Annotated in this window: 14 protein-coding genes, 1 pseudogene and 1 riboswitch; of the genes and pseudogenes, 4 read left to right on the top strand and 11 right to left on the bottom strand. The window is 68.1% G+C overall.

The features are described from left to right. Positions 1-8 precede the first annotated feature (8 nt). From BMW54_RS11365 to BMW54_RS11345, 5 genes and pseudogenes are all read right to left on the bottom strand, one after another. Complete coding sequence (locus BMW54_RS11365) at positions 9-1,298, bottom strand: cobyrinate a,c-diamide synthase (RefSeq protein ID WP_254779298.1); 1,290 nt, start codon at positions 1,296-1,298, stop codon at positions 9-11. Continuing rightward, positions 1,295-1,897, bottom strand: a complete 603-nt coding sequence (gene cobO, locus BMW54_RS11360) for a cob(I)yrinic acid a,c-diamide adenosyltransferase (protein ID WP_090057051.1) — start codon at positions 1,895-1,897, stop codon at positions 1,295-1,297. The genes BMW54_RS11365 and cobO overlap by 4 nt, the downstream gene beginning before the upstream one ends. Before the next feature lie 23 nt (positions 1,898-1,920). Further along, a complete protein-coding gene (locus tag BMW54_RS11355) occupies positions 1,921-2,502 on the bottom strand; it encodes a hypothetical protein (RefSeq protein WP_090055975.1) in 582 nt (193 codons plus the stop codon). Between the two features lie 21 nt (positions 2,503-2,523). Next, positions 2,524-4,401 carry a TonB-dependent vitamin B12 receptor gene (gene btuB / locus BMW54_RS11350; protein ID WP_254779296.1) on the bottom strand — a complete coding sequence of 626 codons (1,878 nt, stop codon included), beginning with the start codon at positions 4,399-4,401 and terminating at the stop codon, positions 2,524-2,526. A 113-nt stretch (positions 4,402-4,514) separates the two neighbouring features. Next, a riboswitch (cobalamin riboswitch) is annotated at positions 4,515-4,752 on the bottom strand. 11 nt (positions 4,753-4,763) lie between these two features. Further along, positions 4,764-5,852 (bottom strand): annotated as a pseudogene (locus BMW54_RS11345) (acyltransferase); the annotation flags it as partial. Between the two features lie 376 nt (positions 5,853-6,228). On the opposite strand from BMW54_RS11345, the gene BMW54_RS11340 reads away from it, so the two are divergent. The 4 genes from BMW54_RS11340 to BMW54_RS11325 all read left to right on the top strand — a co-directional run bounded on the left by BMW54_RS11340 (position 6,229) and on the right by BMW54_RS11325 (position 10,257). Beyond that, entirely contained in the window at positions 6,229-6,672 is a 444-nt protein-coding gene (locus tag BMW54_RS11340) for an REP-associated tyrosine transposase (RefSeq protein ID WP_090055973.1), read from the top strand. Between the two features lie 592 nt (positions 6,673-7,264). Next, a complete protein-coding gene (locus BMW54_RS11335) occupies positions 7,265-8,059 on the top strand; it encodes an SAM-dependent methyltransferase (protein ID WP_175472840.1) in 795 nt (264 codons plus the stop codon). Between the two features lie 89 nt (positions 8,060-8,148). Then, entirely contained in the window at positions 8,149-8,418 is a 270-nt protein-coding gene (locus tag BMW54_RS11330) for a hypothetical protein (RefSeq protein ID WP_090055972.1), read from the top strand. A gap of 9 nt (positions 8,419-8,427) precedes the next feature. Then, a complete protein-coding gene (locus tag BMW54_RS11325) occupies positions 8,428-10,257 on the top strand; it encodes a GGDEF domain-containing protein (RefSeq protein WP_090055970.1) in 1,830 nt (609 codons plus the stop codon). Positions 10,258-10,335: 78 nt separating this feature from the next. Here the strand turns inward: BMW54_RS11325 and BMW54_RS11320 are convergent, their stop codons facing one another. From BMW54_RS11320 to BMW54_RS11295, 6 genes are all read right to left on the bottom strand, one after another. Further along, entirely contained in the window at positions 10,336-10,815 is a 480-nt protein-coding gene (locus BMW54_RS11320) for a hypothetical protein (protein WP_090055967.1), read from the bottom strand. 128 nt (positions 10,816-10,943) lie between these two features. Further along, complete coding sequence (gene mgtA, locus BMW54_RS11315; protein ID WP_090055964.1) at positions 10,944-13,571, bottom strand: magnesium-translocating P-type ATPase; 2,628 nt, start codon at positions 13,569-13,571, stop codon at positions 10,944-10,946. Positions 13,572-13,726: 155 nt separating this feature from the next. Next, on the bottom strand, positions 13,727-13,906 hold the full coding sequence (locus BMW54_RS11310) for a hypothetical protein (RefSeq protein WP_090055963.1): 180 nt from the start codon (positions 13,904-13,906) through the stop codon (positions 13,727-13,729). Between the two features lie 272 nt (positions 13,907-14,178). Next, positions 14,179-14,748 carry a relaxation protein gene (locus BMW54_RS11305; protein ID WP_139206093.1) on the bottom strand — a complete coding sequence of 190 codons (570 nt, stop codon included), beginning with the start codon at positions 14,746-14,748 and terminating at the stop codon, positions 14,179-14,181. 19 nt (positions 14,749-14,767) lie between these two features. Next, positions 14,768-16,504 (bottom strand): hypothetical protein, encoded by a 1,737-nt coding sequence (locus tag BMW54_RS11300; protein WP_090055956.1) that lies wholly within the window; start codon positions 16,502-16,504, stop codon positions 14,768-14,770. Positions 16,505-16,973: 469 nt separating this feature from the next. Then, positions 16,974-17,456 (bottom strand): hypothetical protein, encoded by a 483-nt coding sequence (locus BMW54_RS11295; RefSeq protein ID WP_090055953.1) that lies wholly within the window; start codon positions 17,454-17,456, stop codon positions 16,974-16,976. Positions 17,457-17,646 lie beyond the last annotated feature (190 nt).

Genomic DNA, 17,646 nt, shown 5'->3' with positions numbered 1-17,646 from the left:
CGCCATGTTCACGGCAGGAACAGTCGCGCCGCCGCATCGGCGTTCGACGGGAAGTAGAAGTGCACGAAGCTCGCCGTCATGCGCACGCGGCGGTAGACCTTCTCCGTCGTCGGGCCGCCGTTCGGGTTGATCGCATCGGCGATCGGCGTCGCGTCGATCGCCGCGCGCGCGTAATGGAACGAGTGACCGCGCAGCGTGCCCTCCGGCAACGCCGCGGCCTGCATGCCCAGCGCCGCGAGTCGCGGCTGCAGTGCGGCGTCGCCGGCGAGAAGGCCAGCCATGGACGCGCCACGGCCCTCGCGATCGGCGAGGCGGTCCAGCGCATAGAGCAGGCCGCCGCATTCGGCCAGCAACGGGCGCCCCGCGTCGACATGCGCGTGCAGGGCCTGGCGCAGGGCGTCGTTGCGGGCGAGCGCGTCCAGATGCAGCTCGGGGTAACCGCCGGGCAGCCACACGGCGTCGCAAGGCGGCAGCGTCTCGCCCGCGACGGGCGAGAAGAACGTCAGCGTCGCGCCCGCGGCTCGCAGCACGGCCAGGTTGGCGGGATAGAGAAAGGCGAACGCCGCGTCGCGCGCGATCGCGATGCGCACGCCGTCGAGCCGCACCGATGTCTGGATCGGTGCGGGTGGCGCGAACGGCACGGACGGAGGCAGGTCGGCAGGTCCCTTCGCCAGCCACGCGTCGGCGAGCGCATCGAGACGCGCGTCCAGGTCGGCGAGTTCCTCCGCCGCGACGAGCCCGAGATGGCGCTCGGGCAGGGTCATCGCGGCGTCGCGTGGCAGCGTGCCGTACCAGTCGACGGCGGGACGCAGGCTCTCGCGAAGCAGCTGCGCGTGGTACGCGCTGCCGACGCGATTGGCGAGCACGCCACGCAGAACGAGGTCGTCGCGGTAAGTGGCCAGGCCATGGACCAGTGCGCCGAACGTCTGCGCCATCGCGCTGCCGTCGATCACCGCGAGCACCGGAAGACCGAACGACACGGCGAGGTCGGCGCTCGATGGCGAACCGTCGAACAGCCCCATCACGCCTTCGACGAGGATGAGGTCGGCCTCGCCAGCCGCGTCGTACAGGCGACGACGGACGTCCTGCTCGCCGCCCATCCAGGCGTCCAGCTGGTACACGGGCGCGCCGCTCGCGCGCTCGAGGATCATCGGATCGAGGAAGTCGGGCCCCGTCTTGAAGACCCGCACGCGGCGACCGAGACGGGCATGCGCACGCGCCATCGCCGCCGTGACGCTCGTCTTGCCCTGTCCCGACGCGGGCGCGGACACCAGCAACGCGGGGCAATGGCGTGTCAAAGCTCGATACCTTTCTGCGCGCGGATGCCCGCCTGGTAGGCGTGCTTGACCACCCGCATCTCGGTGACGGTATCCGCGGCCTCCACCAGGGCGTCCGGCGCGCCGCGCCCCGTGACGACCACGTGTTGCGAGGCCGGTCTCGCCTTCAGTGCATCGAGCACGCGTTCCAGCGGGATGTAATGCTTGACCAGCGCGATGTTGAGTTCGTCCAGCAACACGAAATCGTAGGACGGATCGCCAAGCATGCGCTCCGCGACCTCCCACGCGGCCATCGCCGCGGCGACGTCACGCGCCTTGTCCTGCGTCTCCCACGTATATCCCTCGCCCATCACGTGGTACTCGAGCGGACCGTCCTCGAACATGCGGAAGAACGCCTCTTCGCCGGTGGAGAAACTACCCTTGATGAACTGCACGACGCCACAGCGGAATCCATGGCCAAGCGACCGCGCCAGCATACCGAAGCCCGACGAGCTCTTCCCCTTGCCGTTGCCGGTGTTCACCACCAGCACGCCGCGGTCGATCGTCGCCTTCGCGATGCGACGATCGATCAGTTCCTTCTTCCGCCGCATGCGGTCGCGGTGACGCGCCTCGTCGTCCATGTCGCGCCATGGCGTCGCATCGTTCATGCGCGGGCGGCCCTGCCGTCACGTGCACCCGGGGCGAAGCGGAACAGCAGCGCCTGCACGACCTGCGCCGCGAGGACGTACGCGGCCGCCGCGCGCACGAAGAGCGGCGCCCACTGCAGGAAGCGCTGGACGTACTGCGTCGCATTGGGCTCGGTGTAGCGCCCGCCGAGCCAGTAGAACGCGCCGTTGGAGATGGCGTACGACAGCGTCGCGCTGACGAGCAGCCCGCCGAAGACGACCAGGTGCGACTTCAGCGAGCCGTCGTAGCGCGGCGCGAGCAGGCGGCCGGCGTACCAGAGCACGGCGTAAGCCAGCGGCATGAACGAGTACGCGACGGTAATGCAGAAGTCGCTCACGCCCGCGTAACTCACCGAGTACCAATCGACGAGCACCGACAGGACGACGAAGCCGACGAAGGCCAGGTGCTTGCGCAGGTAGATGCCGCCGAGGAAGAACAGCGCCATCGACGCGTCGGGCAGGTGCAAGACATCGCCGAAATGGTGGAAGCGCGTGCCGATCATGATAAGCGCGAACAGCGCGGCGACGGCGGCGAACAGCGGGCGTGACAACGGTTTCATCGCATGACCTCGGTAGGTGGTTTACGAACGCGGCTGGTAACGCAGCGTGAGCATCCAGTTGCGGCCGGGCTGGTTGAACCAGCGCGCGGTCTCGTAGTGCCGGTCGAACACGTTCTTCGCGGCCAGCTCGACCTTCCACGCGGCGTCGATCGCATAGGCCATGCGCAGGTCGGTCAACGCATAGCCGCCCAGGCGATGCAGGTTGGCCGTGTCGTCGTAGCGATAGCCGGAGCCGAACACGCTGGCGCCGATGCTGAGGGCGCCGAAGCTGCGATCGACGTCGATGTTCGCGGTACGGCGCGCGCGACGCGGCAAGAGGTTGCCGCGCGAGGCGTCGTCGCCGCGATCTTCCGGCTGCAGCCACGTGGCGTTGCCGGCGAGACGCCAGTCGCCGAGGGTGGTGTCGCCGGACAGCTCGACACCACGGATGCGCGACTTGTCGATGTTGTTGGCGCCGCCGAACGGGAACAGCGGGCCGGTCAGGCTCGAGTCGAACACGATGAGGTGATCGATGCGGTTCTGGAACGCGCTGAACGACCAGTTTCCCCAGCCCGGGGTGCCGCGCAGCCCGAGCTCCCAGTTCCGCGACGTTTCCGGCTGCAGGTCCGGATTGCCGTAGTCCGGGTAGTACAAGTCGTTGAACGTGGGTGCCTTGAACGCCGTGCCGTAGCTGCCGGTAACGCGCAGCGACTTCGTGAGCGCGTAGCCGTATTGCAGGCTGCCCGTCGTCTTTCCGCCGAACTGGCTGTTCTCGTCCCGGCGCAGGCTCGCCTGCAGCGAGTTGTCGCCGAACTCCTGCTGCCACTGCGCGAACAGGGCATGGTTGCGCCGGGCGTCCACGAAGTAATCCGTGCTGCCCACGACGCGGTCGCGCTGCCAGTCGAAGCCGAGGGTCGTGAGGCCGGCCGCGCCACCCACACGGCCGATGTCGGCCTGCAACGAGGCGAGGTCGCGGTGCGTGTTGAACGTGTCGGCATAGTCGCCATACAGGTAGTCGGTGGACAGGTCTTCGCTGCGACCGACATTGGCCGTCACGAGCACGTCCTTCGCGGGCTTGTACCTCACGCGACCGCCAAGCACCTGCGTCGCCGACTCCGCGAAGTTGCTGCTGGTGCCGTCGTAGTGGTTGCGACCCTCGGTGCGCGTCGCGGTCGCGTCGGCGTCCCACTGTTCGTCGAAGCGCCAGCCGCCCTTCAGCGACAGCGCGTTGTTGCGGTAGCCGTCGCGATCCGGTTCGTACGTGTAGCAACCCGCGCCGCGCGGACTGGGCTTGCCGCGGCACGCGTTGATGCCGTCGGTCTTTTCATGGCTCGCCTCCACCGAATACCAGCCCTGCGTGCCGCGGCCGGCGAAGCCCACCGCGCCACGCAGCGTGTCGTAGCTGCCGACGCCGACGGAGACATTCGGTGCGAAGGCGCCCTGCGGATGGCGGGTGAAGATCTGGATGACGCCACCGAGCGCGTCGGAGCCGTACAGGCTCGAATAGGGACCGCGCACGATCTCGATGCGCTCGATCTGGTCGACGGGAATGTCCTGGAACGCGGCGGTGCCGGAGGTCGCGGAGCCGATCTTCACGCCGTCGACGAGCACGAGCACGTGGTCCGATTCCGTGCCGCGGAGGAACACGGACGTCGACTTCCCGGGGCCGCCGTTGTTCGCGATGGAGATGCCCGGCGTGGCGCGGAGGAGGTCGGCGAGCGAACGCGGCTGCAGGCGTTCGATCTCCGCGCGATCGATCACGGTGGACGCGGCGAGCACCTGGTTCTGCGTCTGCTCGGTGCGGCTGGCCGTGACCACGACACCGTCGAGGTCGGAAGAGGCGTCGGCGGCGAACGCCGCGACGGGAACGACGAGACCCGACGCGATGGCGACCGCGAGGGTGGAAGAACGAAACGACACTGGGTGACTCCCTGCGAACCGCACCGACCCGTGCGGCATGAATGGCGAGGGACGGACGCAGGAAGACGCGGGACTGCCGGCCGACGGCCAGCCACCCACGACATGGCCCTCCGCCTGTCCGGTGAACCCATGGCCGGTCTCCGGGCTCGCGAGCGCAGGGATGGAACCCTGCCGGACGGCGCCTTCCCATGTCTCGCGGACACAGTGGCTTCGATGCCGACCTCGTTGCTCGCCTACCGTTGCGGGGGCAGCTCCGGAATGGCGCGAGGCCTTAAGGCCACGCGCGTCACCGGATTCCCGTTTCAATCCGTGGCGCTGACGCCATGGATCACCTTGGGAGGCGGCATTGTAGCGGAAGCGTGACGACGGCGGTCACGCCAGCGCAGCACAGGGCGTTCCACCGCGTAGTGCAGCGCCGCGCCGCCGGCGAGCGTCGCGACGGCATAGAGGACGAAACGCGCGAAGCGATGGCCTTCCAGATGGCCGTCCAGAACGGAGTCCACGAGCGTGAAGACGCCCTTGTGGCTCAGGTAGAGGCTATACGACGCCGCCGCGAGCCACGCCGTGCCAGGCACCCGCAGTCTCGCCAGCCAGGTGTCGCCACTGGCTGCCGCGACGAACAGCGCCATAGCGAGCGCCAGCAGCGGATAGCCCACGACGCAGGGCCAGAAGTCGGTCCGCGCACCATCGAAGAGGACGAGCGCCAGCGCCAGGAGTGTAACCGCGGCGAGCAGCACGGTGCCCTCCCGTGCGTGCAGAAAGGCCATGGTCGCCGGCCGATAGACGCGGCACGCCGCCAGCACCACGCCCGCGAGCAGGCCGTCGAGGCGCGACCAGGTCGGATAGTAGAGGTAGCGCAGGTACGCCAGGCCGACGTTCGCGCCGGTCGCGCGCAGCGGCGCGATCTCGTGCTGCCATAGCCATGCCCGCAGGCACATGCCGCCCACGATCACCACCGTGCACATGACGACGAAACGCGCAGGTGACGATCCGCGGCTGCCGAGGATGGCGAGAAAAGGGAACAGGAGGTAGAAGTGCTCCTCCACGCAAAGCGACCAGACATGCGAGAAGGCGTAGTTGTCGCCGTTGTCGAAGAGCAGGTTGAAGGTGAAGGTCGGGAACTGCCACAACGGCTGCATGCCCGGCGTCTCGCGCCAGGCGGGCCAGCATGCGTAAAGCGCGAGCACGACGACGAACGCCGGAAGAATACGCGTCGCCCGACGCATGTAGAACGCGGTGAGGTCGATCGTCCCCCGATCGCGCAGCGCCACGAACACCTGCGAGCCGATCAGGTAGCCGCTCAACGCGAAGAACAGGTCGACGCCCATCCATCCGGAACGCTCCAGGAACCCGAAACCATCGCCTAGTCCGCCGACCAGGTAGCTGTGGAACAGCATCACCCAGACGATGGCGATCGCGCGCAGCGTGTCGAGTCCCGGCGTGCGTGGCATGGCGTGTGATCCCCCTGGCGATCGGACCATGATCGCGGCGGCGACGGCGTATTCCCTGCTCCGGCTGTGGCATTTCGCAGGCACGCCCACCGACTCGGCCATCGCGGCAACCCGTTGGAGCGGACCCGGCCGCGATCGGCGTCGCGACCACCTCCACGGAAAGCAACCGCCCCGTTGGAGCGGACCTGGCCGCGATCGACGTCGCGATCACCTCCGCCGAAAAGCATCGCGCCCAGGTGCGCTCCAACCCGCCTTCGTTGGAGCGGACCTGGCCGCGATTGGGCGCTACGACCACCTGGACGACGCGGGCCGCGCCTTCAGCGAGCGACGGCAAGCCTCCGTTTAACTCCGTACACGCATTGGCACATCGTTCGATATGCCCCATCGATCCGGAACCGCGCGACTTCGCCTCGGCAGGGCCTCGCTACCTGGCCAGGTCTACCTGGTTACGACCGCCGTCAACCGGCGATATCCGCTATTCGCTTGCATCGCATCCGCACGGGCGGCGAGTCGCGTCTGTCATGACGCGGCGACGTGGGGCGACGCGGAGTGCCTCGCGTGGGTCCTGATGCCTGACCACTGGCATGGGCTCGTGCGACTCCAGGATCAGTCGCTTTCGACGCTGATGAGCCGGTTCAAGGCGTCGTCAGCGCGTGCCGTCGGACGGGGACCCATCTGGCAGCGCGGCTTCCATGAGAGAGCGCTTCGATCGGAGGACTCGGTGATCAAGGCGGCGAGATACATCGTAGGCAATCCACTGCGCGCGGGCCTGGTCTCGTCCGTGAACGACTATCCGTACTGGAACGCCGTGTGGCTGTGATCGCACCCCCATCCTGCGATCGCGCCCGGGTGCGCTCCAACCCGCCTCCGTTGGAGCGGACCTGGCCGCGATCGGCGTCGCGACCACCTTCCGCGAAAAGCATCGCGCCCAGGTGCGCTCCAACCCGCCTCCGTTGGAGCGGACCTGGCCGCGATCCGGCGTCGCGACCACCTCCCACGAAAAGCATCGCGCCCGGGTGCGCTCCAACGGGCCTTCGTTGGAGCGGACCTGGCCGCGATCCGGCGTCGCGACCACCTCCCACGAAAAGCATCGCGCCCGGGTGCGCTCCAACCCGCCTCCGTTGGAGCGGACCTGGCCGCGATTCGGCGTCGCGACCACCTCCACAAAAAGCATCGCGCCCGGGTGCGCTCCAACCCGCCTCCGTTGGAGCGGACCTGGCCGCGATCGGCGTCGCGACCACCTTCCAGAAAAGCATCGCGCCCAGGTGCGCTCCAACCCGCCTCCGTTGGAGCGGACCCGGCCGCGATCGGCGTCGCGACCACCTTCCAGGAAAGCATCGCGCCCAGGTGCGCTCCAACGGGCTTCCGCAACCGTGCGCTACCATTGCCCGGACGGGGCTCGGGGGTAACGAATGACGGAATCGCAGCGCGGCATGCTGGCCTGCGTCGGCCTTGGCATGACGCTGGGCTCGCATCTGACGCCGCTGGCCCGGAGTCACATCGCATCGGCCGACATCGTGTTCGTCGGCGTGTCCGACGGTGTCGTGGAAGCCTGGGTGCGGCGGATGCACGCCGACGTTCGCAGCCTGCAGCCGCTCTATGCCGAGGGAAAGCCGCGCGGCGAAACCTATCGTGAGATGGCGGACGTCATGCTCGCGGAGGTTCGTGCCGGACGACGCGTCTGCGGGGTGTTCTACGGGCATCCTGGGGTGTTCGCCCAGGCACCGCACGATGCGATCGCGCGGGCACGCGCCGAGGGTTTCGATGCACTGATGGAGCCGGGCGTCTCGTCGGAGGATTGCCTGTACGCGGACCTCGGCCTCGACCCGGGTCGCGTCGGGTGCCAGCACTACGGGGCTACCCAGTTCATGCTCCACCGCCGGGTCGTCGACACGGCCGCCTGGCTGATCCTGTGGCAGGTCGGGCTGACCGGGGATCTGGGCGAAGGGCGCTTCGACACGGACCCGCGCCGCCTGGGGATCCTCGTCGACGTGCTCGCGCGGGACTACCCGCGAGACCACCCGGCGATCGTCTACCGGGCCCCCACCCTGCCCTTCGAACGGCCACGGATCGAGCGCATCGCGCTTTCCGCGCTGCCCGGGACGCCGCTCGGGATGGCGGAGACCCTGGCCATCCCGCCGTGCAGCGAACTCGCGTCCGATCCCGGGATCCGCGCGCGCCTGGCGGCCATCGACGGCCGGGGGTGACCCCTTCACTGCGAGCCGCGGCAAGCCGCGCTATGATCGGTAGGCGCGCGGGCCGCAGGGGGCGGTCGGCGTACCCACAGGGGAATGCCATGTCGAACGTCATCGATTTCCTGGAGCGCATGGGCGCGGACGCGAGTCTGCGCACGGCCACTCCGGATCACCTTGCCCGAGAGCTCGCCGATGCGGCCGTCGAAGACGACGCCGCGCAGGCGATCGTTTCCGGTGATGCCCTCGCGCTGCGTCACAGCATCGCGCCGGGTGTCTTCTACGCCATCCTGATGGAAGACGAACCCGAGGAGCAGCAGGACCAGGAGGACGACGAAGAGGCGTCCGTGCGCCTGCGTCGCCATACCGCCTGATCTTCCGCCGTGAAACGCCGTCTCCGTTTCGCGTGCAACCTCCGGCTTGCGATCATATCGCTGGCGGGCGCGTTGTTCGTGAGTGCGGCGGCGGCGCAGGTCGCGCCGGGGGAAGACGCGTCGGCGACACTCGCCAGCGCGGACGCGACGAAGACATCGGCCCATGCCGCCTTCGCGGCGACGATCGAGCGACTTGGCCGGGGCGCCGCCAGCCTGACCCCTGCCCAACGCGCGCACCTCCAATACCTGCAGTCGTGGCAGGCCGCGTACGCCGGCAACTATGAAGAAGCGGTACCCCTGCTCGAAGCCGTGATCGGTGGATCGCCCGACAAGACGCTGCGTTTCCGTGCGACGGCGACGCTGGTGAACATCCTCGGCAATGGCCACCGTTACCGTGAGGCGTTTTCACGGCTCACCGACCTGATCGACACGCTACCGGAGATCGTCGATCCGCAGGCGCGCTACCAGGGACTGGCCGAAGCGGCGCAGATGCTCACCGCCGCGGGGCAGTACGACCTCGCCGCCGAATACGCGGACCGGACCATCCAGGAGACGCCGTCGGGCGAGAACGCCTGCAAACGGTCGTTCATCAAGATGCACGCCCTGTATCGCGGCAAGCGCGTCGATGGCGACGATCCGCGTTTCGCGAAGGGGATCGCCGAATGCACGGCGGTCGGCGAATCGCTCGTGGCGAACGCACTGCGCGCCGACATCGCCGATAGCGCGTTGGCGCGAGGCAGGCCGGCCGTCGCCATCGCGACACTCGAGCCGCACTACACGCAGATCCTGGGCATCCAGTACTCGATCCTGACCTCCCAGGTCGAATCGTTGCTCGGCCAGGCGCATCATGAGGTCGGGCATCCCGACATCGCCGAGAAATACGCGCGCGCCGCCGTCGCCAGTTCGTCGTCGGGCGAGTACTCCGAGCCGCTCGCGGTGGCCCTGCGCACGCTGTACCTCGTGGCGAAGCAGCGCGGCGATTTCGAGGCTGCGACGCAATGGCTCGAGCGCTACATGCAGGCGGACAAGGGCTATCTCGACGACGTGACCGCGCGCGCACTGGCCTATGAGTCGGTGAAGCAGCAGGTCGCCTCGAGCCGCATGGAGACCGACGCCCTCGACCGGCAGAACCAGATCCTGCACCTGCAACGCGAAGTCGATCGCCGCTCGATGGAGAGCAGCCGGCTGTACATCGTGCTGTTGCTCACGATCGTGGCCGCTATCGCGCTGTGGCTCATCCGCACCAAGCGCGCGCAGGTCCGCTTCATGCGGCTCGCCCGTCGCGACAGCCTGACCGGCATCAGCAACCGCCAGCACTTCGTCGAACGCGCGGGGCAGTCCCTGGCATCCGCGCGCAAGGCAGGCAAGCCGTCGTGCCTGATCCTTTTCGATCTCGATCACTTCAAGCTGATCAACGACACGTTCGGCCACGCCGAAGGCGACTGGGTGCTTCTGCGCGTCGTCGCCGAATGCCGCGACCATCTCCTGGGCGACGACGTCTTCGGTCGTCTGGGTGGCGAGGAGTTCGCGATCCTCCTGCCCGGGGCCGACGAAGCGGCGGGCATGCGCCGCGCCGAACTGATTCGCGCCGCGATCGCCGTGCCGCCCGCGGGGTCGCCGTCGAGCGCGCGCGTCACGGCGAGCTTCGGTGTCGCGTGCACCGCGCGCCTGGGACACGACCTGGATCGCCTCCTGGTGGTCGCCGACGACGCCCTCTATCGCGGCAAGGACGAGGGGCGCGATCGCGTGATCCTGGCGACCGTGAACGAAACGCAGGTTCCGTCACGCGCACCTGCGATCGGCCGACCGGCGCCGACGATCCGGGTGGCAAGCCCCTGAGCTTGCGAAAAAAAGCGCACGCCGGCGAACGGCGTGCGCTTCGATCATCGGAACACCCGATCGATCGGTTTCAGGACGTTACAGGCAGCCCATCAGGCCGTCGTAAACCGACCGGTTGGTCATCGGCAGCTTGGCGTTGAGCGGATCGTCGCCTTCCATGACCTGGTAGAACGACTCGACCGGCGTGTCCTTCGCCAGGTTGAGCTTGCACTTGAAGAGCTTCGCCGTGGTCTGCACCGCGCCGGATTTGGCATTGACGGAAGCGGTGCTGCCCGAGAACAGCCATAGGCACTGCTTCATGGTGCCCTTGGTGGTGTCGACCGAGCAGCGCAGCTGCATCGGACGGACGTTGGGGTATTCGCCTTCGCAGAACGTGTCGCCGCAGATCTTGTCGAAGCCGGCACCGAGCTTGACCTCGGCGTTGAAGAAGCGATCCATGCCCGCTTCGGAGGCCGGCCAGTCGATCGCGTCGACGTAACGCGGCGCGGTCGGCGCCGTCTGCGCGAACGCGGCGGCGGGAATCACGAACAGGACGGCGGCAAGGGTCTTTCGGAACATCGCGGTGTCTCCTTCGTTGGTGGAGCACCTATGAGACGTTTTCGCGCGATGGCCGTATGTCCATCGCGGCCCATGCGAATCCGTAGCGCACCCGACCGGGCAGACGTAGGAGCGCGCCTTCCCCGCCGCTACAACCAGGTGCCGTAACGACGGATGTAGATCGTCTTCACCACCTGCGTCAGCACGCAGTAGCTGATCAGCGTGAGCGCGAGCCAGGCGAAGTAGACGCCCGGCAGCGGATGCATGCCGATACGCGCGCCCAGGCCCGAATAGGGGATCAGCACACCGATCACCATGATCGCGCCCGTCAGCGCGAGCACCGGCGCGGACGCCATGCTGCGCAGGAACGGGACGCGCCGCGTGCGGATCATGTGCACGACCAGCGTCTGCGAGAGCAGGCCCTCGATGAACCAGCCGGACTGGAACACCGACTGGTGCGCGACGTCGGTCGCTCCGAAGTAGTGCCACATCAGCCAGAAGGTGGTGATGTCGAACACCGAACTCACCGGGCCGATCCACACCATGAAGCGGCCGATGTCGCCCGCGTCCCACTTGCGCGGCTCGCGCAGGTATTCCTCGTCCATGCGATCGAACGGAATCGACAGCTGCGAGAGGTCGTACAGCAGGTTCTGCACGAGGATCTGCAGCGGAAGCATCGGCAGGAACGGCAGGAACGCGCTCGCCACCAGCACGCTGAACACGTTGCCGAAGTTCGAGCTGGCCGTCATCTTGATGTACTTCATGATGTTGCCGAACGTGACGCGGCCTTCCACCACGCCCTCCTCCAGCACCATCAGGTTCTTCTCGAGCAGGATGATGTCCGCCGACTCCTTGGCGATGTCCGTCGCCGTGTCGACCGAAATGCCGACGTCGGCCTCGCGCAGCGCCGGCGCGTCGTTGATGCCGTCGCCGAGGAAGCCGACGGTATGTCCGCGGCGCTGCAGCGACTTCACGACGCGCGCCTTCTGCACCGGCGACATCTTCGCGAAGACGGTCGTGGTCTCGACCATGGCGTCGAGCGCGTCGTCGTCGAGCTGTTCGATGTCGCGTCCCTGCGCGGACGAGGCGACGTCGAGGCCCACTTCGGCGCAGATCTTCCGGGTGACGGCCTCGTTGTCGCCGGTGATGACCTTCACCGCGACGCCGTGGTGGTGGAGCGCGCGGATGGCCGTGGCCGCCGAGTCCTTCGGCGGGTCGAGGAAAGCGAGGCATCCGACGGCCGTGAGGCCCGCCTCGTCGGCGACACCATACGCACGGTCGGCCGCCGCGTCGCGACGGATCGCGACGATCAGCACGCGCAGGCCGTCGTCGTTGAGGCGACGGGTCATCGCGCGGATCTCCGCGCGCTTCTCGTCCGTCATCGGCTCGACGACATCGCCGGTGCGCGCCTCCGTGCAGATCGCGAGCATTTCCTCCACCGCGCCCTTGCAGATCAGCAGCTGCTCGCCCCGCCCGTCGGTCACCACCACCGACATGCGGCGTCGCTGGAAGTCGAACGGGATCTCGTCGACGATGCGAAAGCGCCCCGCCATGGGCTCGAGATCGCGATGCGCGAGCACGGCCTTGTCCATCAGGTTGCGCAGGCCAGTCTGGAAGCGGCTGTTGAGGTAGCCGTAGTCGAGCGCTTCGTCCGAGTCGCCGCCGGCGAGGTCGACGTGCCGCTCGAGCACGATCTTGTCCAGCGTCAGCGTGCCGGTCTTGTCCGTGCACAGCACGTCCATCGCGCCGAAGTTCTGGATCGCGTTCAGACGCTTCACCACCACCTTGCGCTTCGACATGGCGATGGCGCCCTTGCCGAGGTTGGCGGTGACGATGAGCGGCAGCATCTCGGGCGTCAGGCCCACCGCGACGGAGAGGCCGAACATGAAGGCCTGCAGCCAGTCGTGCTTGTCGAAGCCGTTGATCACGAAGACGATCGGGACCATCACCGCCATGAAGCGGATCAGCAGCCAGCTCACCGACGAGATGCCGCGATCGAAGCTGGTCTGCACGCGCTCGCCCGACAACGTGTGCGCGAGCGAGCCGAGATAGGTGCGCGCGCCGGTGGCGAGCACCACGGCGGTCGCGGTGCCCGACACCACGTTGGTGCCCATGTAGCAGACCGTCGGCAGGTCGAGCGGGCCCGACGACGCGTCCGCGTTCGCGGCGCCGTTCGGCGCGACCTTCTCCACCGGAATCGACTCGCCGGTGAGGATGGCCTGGCTGATGAAGAGGTCCTTCGCCGCGAGCAGGCGCAGGTCGGCGGGCACCATGTCGCCGGCGCCGAGATGGACGATGTCGCCCGCGACGAGCTCTTCGACGGGCACTTCGATGCGCTCGGCATGGCCGTCATCGGCGCGGCGCGTCACCGTCGCCGTGTTGCGCACCATCGCCTTGAGCTTCTCCGCGGCGCGCGACGAACGGAATTCCTGGGTGAAGGAAAGCAGCACGCTGATCCCGACCATCACCGCGATGATGGTCGGTCCCGTGAGGTCGTCCGGCTCGGTGACCAGCTGTACGACCGCGAGCACCAGCAACACGATGATGAAGGGGTTGCGGAAGGCGTGCAGCAGCTGGATCGACCAGTGCGGCGGCTTCTCGTGGCCCACTTCGTTGATGCCGTCGCGATCCAGGCGCTCGGCGATGGCGGCCTCGTCGAGGCCGTCCGGACGCGTGTCCAGCGCACGCAGGAGTTCGTCCGCGGGACGGTAGGCGTCCGCGCTGGCGATGGCGTAGGTACGGGCGGCGACGGCCGCCTGCGAGGTGTGGGTCTTCATGGCTCGCTGCCTTTCCGGACGGCGGTCCGGACAGGCGCGAGCGCCCCGCGGCTAGCTGCCGAAGGCGGGCGCGCCGGCGGGAAGCCGACGTTCGGTATCGCTATGCAAAGGGACGGCGGACGGCTCGGGCCGCGCCGTACTGTCTATGTCGCAGTTCATGGCTGCTGGAGTTTGCCATCGACCGGTTTCGCCGGGCTTTCGGCACCTTCGAGCGAACGCGGCACGGTGATCGTGCGCTTGGCCGGCACGGCGGCCGTGGCGCGGCGACGGGCGAGTGCGAAGGCGAGACGGCGGCCGAACATGCGCGGCCCGGTCTTTTCGATCTGGAGATTCATGGCTCGATCCTCGGATAACGGAAGCTCGCAGCTTCCGACGAGGAGAGCCGGACTTTCCCTAGCGGAGGAAAGCGCCGGCCGACCGGGTGCGGTCGCCGCGGGCGATGAGTTTTGCCAGCGCCGGGACCCGATGCGTGCGGGAGCCGGCGCGTCGACTAGGGTAGACGTCCATATGCCTGAATAAGGTAAGGAGGGTGCCACCGGGCGAAATGCCGCCGGGTAGCCGCGGAATTGTCGCGCCGCAACGCGGGCCGGTCAAGGCCCGCGGATGGTCAGCGCGGCCGCACCGGGCGATACTCGCCACGCTCGCCGAACTTCGGGCCCCTGGCCTCGACGTTCGCGCAGAGACGACCCTCGCAGAGCATGACATCGGCGGTATTGATCACCCGCATCAGGTCGGCCTGCACACGGTTCTGGCGGATCTCGTCGACGTAGTGCGCACCCAGCATCCAGGTCGCCACGCCGAGCGTGACGAGGCTCGCGCCGGCGACGCCCACGACCTTCCACACGAGGTGCCGATGCAGGCGCTCGAGCCGGGCCAGCTGCGTCGCCACGCCGTTCGCGGCGGCGGCGGCCGCCGAGGACGCTTCGGCGAGGCGCATCTCGTACCCCGAGGCGAGATCGCCGACCGTCGCCGAGAGCTGCTCGACGACGCGACCGGGCACCGTCCTCAGCACGTCGTCCGCCGAGCGCCGCACCACGCCGGGCACCGTGCCGGCGAGGTCATCCAGCACGCGCTGCGTGGCCTCGAACCGCTGCTGCGTCTCGGCGGCCTGCCGCCGGAACTGCTCCATCAACGCGGCCGTCTTGTCGGCCAGCGCATTCATCCGTTGCTCTTCCATGGTGTCTCTCCTGTCGTGATCAGCGCGAACGTCCGCGCGACATCTGCTGGGTCTGCTGCTGGCTCATCACCTCGATCCACTGCTGCTGTTCGGCGAGCTGCCGTTCCTGCGCCGCGAGCTGTTCCTGGTGGTCCACCTGCATCACCGCGCGCTCGCGGAAGGCCTCCGCGACGGGCGACGAGGCCATGGCGCGCACGTCGTCGCCGAACGCGCCCCAGTCCCCACGGGCCGCCGCATCCAGCATGCGGTCCAGCCGCGCCTCGAAGGGGCTGACCGGGCGGGCGGGTTCCGTCTGCGCCGGCGCGTCGCGCATGGAGTCGCGCGCGGTGACGGGTGCGCGGTCGGCGTCGATCGCCGCGGCTTCCGGCGGCCCGAACCGGTCCCATCCCCTCTCCCGCCACATCGCCATGTACTGCGAGGCGATCGCCTCGGGCGTGCGGGACGCGTTCGCCGCCACGATCGCCTGCGCCGCCGCGTCGAGCGACGCGGCGCGTTCCGGCGAGGCCGCTTCGCGGTGCATGCGTGGCAGCCCGTGCTCGAGGTATCCCACGGTCACGTCGCGTGACCACGCGCCCGTGACGGCGTTGCGTTGCCATGGCGCCTCACGCAGGCTCGGCGTGTCGAGGGCGTCCGCCGGCAGCGTGTGCGGATCGCGCGGTGGCTCCGGATGCGCGAGAGCGAGCTGCACCTGCACGCCCGCGGCGCGGTAGTCGAGTTCGTTCGCGATATCCGGCGTGGCCCGGAACGTCTCGGTGCGGTACGCCGGCGCGCCGTGTCCGACACCGGCCGGGCGCGGCGCGTCGGGATCGACGCGCGAGACGCTGCGCGTCCACCCGCGTTCCGGATGCGCCGCATCCATCCGCCAGTGGTGGCCTTCGCGATCCATCTGATGGAACGCGCGGGCGTCGTCGATGGCACGCGCCACCGCCTCGCCCGACGCCGCCCCGACGACCGCGCCCGCCATGCCGGCCACCCACGCGCCCGGGCCCGTACCCGCGCCGAGCGTCGCCGCCGTCTTCGCGCCAAGCACCGCGCCGCCCCACGCACCGAGGTGGCGGCCGCCGAAGTGCAGCAACGCCGAGTCCGCACCCATGGCATTGGCGCCCGCATCCAGCGCTTCGACCTCTCGTGCCGTCGCGACCGTGTCCAGCGCGAGCCCCCACTGCCCTAGCGCGCCCAGCACCCGTCCGCCCGACATCGGAGGACGACCCGCGGCGTGCGAGAACACGGCATCGCCCTGGGTCGGCGCATTCGTCGTCGCCAGGGGATAGAAGCGCACGTCGTCCGCGAATACACCATCGCGGGTCATCCGCCGCCAGGCCTCCAGCGGCGACCGGTAATGCCCATGTCCCTGACGCGACGCATGCCACTGCGACCACCGGTGCCCGAGCTCCGCCACCTCGTCGAGCGGACGCCGGATCACGTCGTCCACGGGGCGCCCGAACAGCGTGTTCTTCGCCGCGTCGTAGCCATACCCGAGGTCCACCATGCGACGGAACTCCGCCGCCGGGATCGGCCGGCCGCTGTACAGCGTCACCGCCTGGATCGCGGACCACTCCATCGCCTTGAACTGCGCCGCCGCATCCGCCGTGAACCGACGCGGATCGCCGACGATGTCCCGCACCGCGTAACCGTTGAACACCGTCGACGGACTCCGCAGCAGCGTCGGCAACTCGTGCCGCGCATACCCGCGCCCCGGATCCGCGCCATCGACGAAACCGATGATGGGCAAACCGCTACGGATGGCGTTCTCCATGAAGGGTGCGCTGCCGTAGTTCCAGAGGGTGTCTTCGAGGGCACCCGAGGCATCCCCGCGGGCAGGTCTTATCCCCGCGTCATCAAGGAAGCGTTTGAGTTTATCGACAGCAGTGGATACTTCGGGATCGCGGTCAGCGTCATTTAGAAATTTTCCCCATGGCGTCTCGCTTATCAACCCTGCACGACCGCCAGAGCTCTCAACATGAAGTCTTGCAACACGGCCGTTCGATGCCCCTGACCTATCGGAACCCGAGTAGGCGACATACCTCGTGCCCATTGGCAGGAGCGGGGGATGCGCCTTCAGCTTTTCGTGCGCCCAGTGCGCAAGGCTCTCGCCAGCCCCGACTCCCGACCCATCGCTGTGCGCGTACCTGATTAGCTCATCGAGGCGGTTCTCATCGAGCACCGCACCGGTGTTCACATCCGTCGCCGAGCGGAACGTCGTGCGGACCGCGTCCGAATACCGATTAGTCACCTTGCGCACCCCCGGCCTCGTCAACGAATACGGCCAACACGTAGCTGTCATCCAGCACTGGTGCGCCGGTCGGCTCTGCCATACCAACCGCTACGAACGCGTCCTTCCGCACCGCCACCGTGCATTCGCTTCCAGTCCTTTCTCCTCGACGGTTTCCGAGAGTGATAGCCACTCCCTCGCAGATGTACGTCAGGTACTCCACCGGCGCCAGGTCGGGAGCCATCTTTTTCTTGATGTCCATCAGGAACTCCAGCTCAACCGGAGGCACGATGGCCTTGTGGCGATAGCCGAATGGCTCCTCGAAGGTAATCGATCCGTCGAGGACAAGCATCGTCACGAATGCCTCCCCGCGCCACACGTTGACCTGAAACTCCACCGACGTCCGATCGTTGCCCATAGGCTCGATGCGTCCGCGGGAGAACTCGATGTTGCGCTGTGGATCGTGTGCCAATCCGCCCTTCAGAACGAAACCCATCTGTACTTCCTCACTTCATCCGATGAATGACCTGCAACGGTCTCCAATGCTGCGACCCACCTTCCATAGCGACCCATTGCGATGGATGCCGCTTGCGGAGTGCAGGATCATGCGCTCCACCCCATTCCTCACGTTCGCCAAGAGCATCGCATCCGATCGAATCCAGAGAGAGTGTCGATGAGGACACTGG

The sequence above is a fragment of the Luteibacter sp. 329MFSha genome, assembly GCF_900111665.1.
Taxonomy (GTDB): Bacteria; Pseudomonadota; Gammaproteobacteria; order Xanthomonadales; family Rhodanobacteraceae; genus Luteibacter.
Note: the sequence above shows the minus strand (reverse complement) of the source record. Positions and strands in the feature narration are given on the sequence as shown.